This is a genomic window from Sulfuricurvum sp. (genome assembly GCF_019163035.1).
Classification (GTDB): Bacteria; Campylobacterota; Campylobacteria; order Campylobacterales; family Sulfurimonadaceae; genus Sulfuricurvum.
Genome location: NZ_JAFLKV010000065.1, coordinates 1 through 3,827 on the forward strand (window position 1 = coordinate 1; position 3,827 = coordinate 3,827).

General features: G+C 44.7%; 4 protein-coding genes. 3 read left to right on the forward strand and 1 reads right to left on the reverse strand.

From position 1 onward, the window contains the following. Window positions 1-36: 36 nt before the first annotated feature. Window positions 37-1,254, reverse strand: coding sequence for an apolipoprotein N-acyltransferase (locus tag JZU62_RS05295; protein WP_295012621.1), 1,218 nt, complete (start codon window positions 1,252-1,254; stop codon window positions 37-39). Between the two features lie 69 nt (window positions 1,255-1,323). Here JZU62_RS05295 and yajC point away from each other — a divergent pair, with 69 nt between their 5' ends. The 3 genes from yajC to secF all read left to right on the forward strand — a co-directional run. Then, complete coding sequence (gene yajC / locus JZU62_RS05300; protein WP_295012623.1) at window positions 1,324-1,590, forward strand: preprotein translocase subunit YajC; 267 nt, start codon at window positions 1,324-1,326, stop codon at window positions 1,588-1,590. Further along, complete coding sequence (gene secD, locus JZU62_RS05305; protein WP_295012625.1) at window positions 1,580-3,154, forward strand: protein translocase subunit SecD; 1,575 nt, start codon at window positions 1,580-1,582, stop codon at window positions 3,152-3,154. The genes yajC and secD overlap by 11 nt, the downstream gene beginning before the upstream one ends. Before the next feature lie 2 nt (window positions 3,155-3,156). Then, window positions 3,157-3,827 (forward strand): protein translocase subunit SecF (secF, locus tag JZU62_RS05310; protein WP_295012627.1); only part of this gene is annotated, 671 nt, incomplete at its 3' end.

Below are 3,827 nucleotides of genomic sequence, written 5' to 3' on the forward strand. Positions count from 1 at the left end.
AATCTGAGATCCTGAATCGAGTTCAGGATGACAAAATTAATACACTATCCCGCTTCCTCCACCGTTTGCCGCATGAAACACAACCGTATGATTTTTACGGGCATAAAAGCGTATTAACAGCTTTTGTACCGTCGGCTCGATAGAGGGTTTGAACCAGCCGTTATTACTCACTGCGATCATATAGCGAACATCGGGTGTGTAGAGTTCAGCGCGCGTTGCTTCGTAGCAGACGGCGTTGCGGAAGGTTGTCCCTTTAAGCCGAAAATCGGTCGGTTTTTTGGCGGTAACGAAATCGGCTCCTCCTCCGAAAATCTCACGATTAACCCAACCTTTTAAAAAGCTCGGCAGGGGGATATATTCACCGAAAGGGACGAGGATTGTTTTTTTAGCAACCGTTACATTTCCTTGATCGAAAAGATAGGAGACGTTGTAGTTTAAACCGTCTTCTTTGTGCAGTGTTCCCGTTAGGATAGCGATATGGAGTGAACGTTCACTAAGAGCTTCGGATATTTCGGTATGCTCGTTCATATAGAGGGGAAATGCCGATTCGGGTAGAACGATGAGGTCATACCCCTTTGTGATCGCTTCATCGATAGCGGTAAAATTGTCTTGGATCGTTTGAGGTAGTTGTTCGCTCTGCCATTTGAAATCCTGCGAAATATCGGTGGAGACGAGTTTGATTTTCACATCAGGAATCGGCGGTGGGGTATAGGTGGTTTGAATCGCCCCGATCAGTAAAAGAAGCGGGAATAATTTTTTAAAACCGCTAACGTATCCGCTCAGTGCGAGGGAAAAAAGGATGAGGGCAAACTGCCATTTGGAAAATCCGAGGTAGCTCTCCACGAAGATAATCTCGGGCTGCATCCAGTTGAAATCCATCGGCCAGATAAAGGTGAGACCGAAGAGGATGGCGGCGCGCACTAGTGCGTTGGTCGTAAGTGCCATAGTTCCGTAATAGAGGGCATAAACGAATCCAAAACCCAAAGCGACGAGCCATGTTGCCCATCCCAGACCGTAATATTGGAAACTAAATCCGATCCAGTAACACCACAATAATCCGATCCAAAATCCGCTCACAAGGATAGTACGTTTAGGGGCGTGGAGGAGGAGATAAAGGGCGATCAAGCCTGAGAGGGTGTTAAGCGCTTTTGAGGTGAGGGCAAAATGTTCCCAATAAATAAAAGCGGAGAATAAAAGGGCGATAACCAACGGGGCGACAATGAGTTCAATAAGGGGGGATGATCGATATTTCATGGGGGAATTATATCGTTGTTAGCCACATTTCAGTATAATGCCCCAATTTCACATTACCCAAGGATACCCATGGAAATTGTTACCCAAATTCTCCCTTTCGTCTTTTTGATCGCTATTATGTATTTTGTGATCATTCGTCCTCAAAATCAGCAAGCTAAAACACACAAAGAGATGGTTGCTGCCCTTACTAAAGGGGATAAAATCGTAACAAGCGGAGGACTGATCGTCGAAATTAGAAAAGTTGAAGAAAAACATTTCGTGATTAAAATGAATAACGAAACCGAAGTGCGCCTCGTCAAAGATGCGGTTGCCAGAAAGTACGAGGATGAAGCTTAATTTTCGCGTTGCCTTACTCATCGCTGTAGCACTTTTTGGGATTATTTTCTCGATCCCTTCCCTCACCCAAAGTCAGCACGGTGCAAAAGTTACTCTGGGGCTTGACCTTCAGGGTGGATTGCATCTCCTTTTAGGGGTTAAAACCGAAGAGGCGGTCAACTCGCAACTCAAATCGGTTGCCTCAGGGATCAAACACTTTACCGAGCAAAATGATATTTTGATCGACGGTCTCAGTGTAGAGGGAAACAGTGTCGTATTTTCTCTTTTGGATGCTGAAGACAATGCTAAACTAAATGAGCATCTAAAAACGGTGCAAGGTTCGGTGGTTAAAACATCGGGTGAAGCTTTTAGTGTTTCTTTTAAACCTGAAGAGGTCGAAAAGTTAAAAGCTCAATCGGTAGATCAAGCGATTGAGACGATCCGTAACCGTCTCGATCAGTTCGGCTTGGCAGAACCGGTTGTTGCACGTCAAGGGGTTGATAAAATCCTTGTGGAACTTCCGGGGATCAAAACCCCACAAGAAGAGCAACGGGCACGTGAGTTGATTTCTCGTGCGGCGAAGCTTGAACTGATGGCAGTGGATGAAGATCGTTCTATGCGTGTTAATGATTTGAGTGATGTTGAAGCGGCTACCTATGGGGATAAAATCCTTGAAGACGCCCTTCAGCCGCAAATGAAACATTTGGTCAATGAAATTCCGATTTTGGACGGAACGATGTTGACCGATGCGCAGGTGGGATACGATCAAAACAACCGTCCGGTTATCAATTTTTCACTCAACTCTGCGGGTGCGCAAGTTTTCGGTGATTTTACCGGTAAAAGTGTCGGAAAACGGCTCGCGATTGTACTGGATGGAAAAGTCTATTCAGCACCTGTGATCAATGAGCGTATCGGAGGGGGAAGCGGTCAAATAAGCGGGAACTACACAGTAGCCGAAGCGAATGACCTCGCGATTGCTCTCCGCTCAGGGGCACTTTTGGCACCGATTTATATGTTGGAAAAACGCTCCGTCGGGCCGAGTTTGGGTGCTGATAGTATTAAAGCCTCATTACTCGCTTTGGTCAGCGGGTTTGTCCTCGTTATGATTTTTATGATTATGTATTATGGATTGGCGGGAATCATCGCGAATCTTGCCGTTGTGATCAATATCTTTATTATTTTGGCGATGATGGCACTGCTCGGTGCGACATTGACGCTACCGGGTATGGCGGGTATCGTTCTGCACATCGGTTTGGCGGTTGATGCGAATATTATTATTAATGAGCGTGTCCGTGAACAAATACGTTTAGGAATAGGTCTTAAACGGGCGTTACACGAGGGGTACAGTAAAGCAATGCGGGCTATTTTGGATTCCAATATTACCCAAATCATTGCGTGTACGATTCTCTATGTATACGGAACGGGTGCTATCAAAGGGTTTGCCGTGACATTGAGCATGGGGATTTTGGCATCGATGTTGACGGCGATTGTAGGAACGTATGGAATTTTCCAACTCTTTACCAATCGTATCGAAAAATCGAAAAACTACAAATTGTGGTTTGGTATGACGAGAAAGGTTAACTAATTATGGAACTTTTTAAAGAAGATAAAGTCTATAACTTCCTAGGCAAAGGGAAAATCTTTTTCGTCGCTTCGTTCGTCCTTTTCTTTTTAGCGGTTGGATTAATCGCTACGAAAGGGTTTTCGTTCGGAATCGATTTTACCGGAGGAACGGTTGTTCAGGTAAAATATAAGGGGCCTGCCCCTATCGATAAAGTGCGTGAAGCGCTCGAAAAAAATGAATTATTTAAACATGCGGCAGTGAGTGAATTCGGCTCACCCGAAGAGATCGTGATCAAAACAGCCGCATCGACGGATGGCTTGAGTAAAGATATCGGAGATGTTACAAGAGAGATTCTCAAAGATACGGGTGAATTTGAAATTCGCCGTGTCGATATGGTCGGACCGAAAGTTGGTGATGAGCTTCGAGTCAAAGGGCTTACCGCATTTCTTTTAACATTGGGTGCCATTATGGCGATGGTAACGTTCCGCTATGAGTGGCGTTTTGCGTTAGCGGCGATCATCGCGATTGTCCATGATATCGTTATTACATTCGGTTTTGTCTCTTATTTCGAGATCGACTTTAATATCGAAAGTGTTGCGGCATTGCTTATGATTTTAGGGTATTCGATCCATGATACAATTATCGTCTATGACCGTATTCGTGAACATATTCAAGAGTCTAAAAATAGTGATTT